Genomic DNA, 1,778 nt, shown 5'->3' on the forward strand with positions numbered 1-1,778 from the left:
ACCTCGGCCAGCAGGGCGTCGACGGCGGCGGCGTCGGTGGGCAGATCGGTGCGACCCAGCTTGGCGGCGTGGGCCAGCTCTTCCTGGAGCAGCGCGGCCGTGGCCTCGCGCGGCAGATGGGCGCAAAAGCAGCGGCCGGTGGCGGAGGCCAGCAGCGGCATGACGTCGCCCAGGCGCAGGTTGGCGGTCACGGCCTGGGGTGATTCCTCCCAGTGCACGATGGTCGGGCCCCGGTTGCCCCACACGGCCAGCGCCAGGGTGTGGCCGATGGTGTCCATCAGCGCGGGCACGCGCTCGCGCGCCAGGCGCATCGCATCGAGCCGCGCGAGCGAGGCCAGGCCCAGCTTGAGCGCGGCCGGCCCCAGGTCGTAGCGCGCGGTGCCCGGGTCCTGCGCCACCAGCCCCAGGCGCTGAAAGCTCACGAGGTAGCGGTGCGCCTTGGCGGCGCTCATGCCGGCCGTGGCCGCGAGGTCCTTGAGCATCAGCGGTCCACGCGACCGGGTCAGCCCCTCCAGCAGGGCGAAGCCGACTTCCACCGACTGTATGCCTGCCCGTTCCTTGTCCATCTGCACTAGAATTTCCAGAGTTTTGTTTAGTTAAATCAATTTAACCATTCGTAATTCGTGCCGGGCACCCGCCGCCGGTGCGTTGGAAGACAAGAGGTCTGAGCCCCATGAAACTCGCCACCTACAAAGATGGTTCCCGCGACGGCCAGCTGGTCGTCGTCTCCCGCGACCTGGGCACGGCCCATTATGCGACCGGCATCGCGAGCCGCCTGCAGCAGGTGCTGGACGACTGGGGCTTCCTGTCGCCCCAGCTGCAGGACCTGTACGACCAGCTCAACGCCGGCCGCGCCCCGCACGCGTTTCCGTTCGATCCCGCCCAGTGCATGGCCCCGCTGCCGCGCGCCTACCAGTGGGCGGACGGCTCCGCCTACATCAACCACGTCGAACTGGTGCGAAAAGCGCGCAACTCCGAAGTGCCCGAGAGCTTCTACACCGACCCGCTGATGTACCAGGGCGGCAGCGACGACTTCATCGGCCCGCGCGACGACGTGGTCGTGCCGAGCGAGGCCATGGGCATCGACTTCGAGGCCGAGATCGCCGTCGTCACCGGCGACGTGAAGATGGGCACCACGCCCGAGCAGGCGCTGGACGGCATCCGCCTGGTCATGCTGGCCAACGACGTCTCGCTGCGCAACCTCATCCCGGCCGAACTGGCCAAGGGTTTCGGCTTCTTCCAGTCCAAGCCCGCCACCGCGTTCAGCCCGGTCGCCATCACGCTCGACGAACTGGGCGACGCCTGGGACCAGGGCCGCGTGAACCTCACGCTGCAATCGACCTGGAACGGCCGCAAGGTCGGCATGTGCGATGCCGGCCCCGAGATGACCTTCCACTTCGGCCAGCTCATCGCCCACGTGGCCAAGACGCGCAACGTGCGCGCGGGCTCCATCATCGGCAGCGGCACGGTCAGCAACCGCGGCGTGGAGCAGAACGGCCGCACCGAGTGGCCCAAGGGCTACAGCTGCATCGCCGAAAAGCGCTGTATCGAGACCATCCAGGACGGCAAGCCCTCCACCGAGTTCATGAAATTCGGCGACACCATCCGCATCGAGATGAAGAACAAGGCCGGCCAGAGCCTGTTCGGCGCCATCGACCAGAACATCGCGGCCCCGCAATGACGACCCGCGCGGGGCTGGCCCGGCTCGCGCTGGCGGCGTGGCTGTTGCTGCCGGGCGCCTTGCTGGCGCAGCAGGCGCCGGCCATGGCCGCGCCAGC

2 protein-coding genes are annotated in these 1,778 nt (G+C 68.7%); one reads left to right on the forward strand and one right to left on the reverse strand.

The window, feature by feature from the left end:
• On the reverse strand, positions 1 to 566 hold a 566-nt coding region (locus AC27KI_RS24065), incomplete at its 3' end, for an IclR family transcriptional regulator (RefSeq protein ID WP_487116254.1).
• A gap of 107 nt (positions 567 to 673) precedes the next feature.
• Here AC27KI_RS24065 and AC27KI_RS24070 point away from each other — a divergent pair.
• On the forward strand, positions 674 to 1,681 hold the full coding sequence (locus tag AC27KI_RS24070) for a fumarylacetoacetate hydrolase family protein (RefSeq protein ID WP_272549346.1): 1,008 nt from the start codon (positions 674 to 676) through the stop codon (positions 1,679 to 1,681).
• Positions 1,682 to 1,778: the final 97 nt, after the last annotated feature.

The sequence above is a fragment of the Acidovorax sp. KPB24-03 genome (assembly GCF_057546605.1).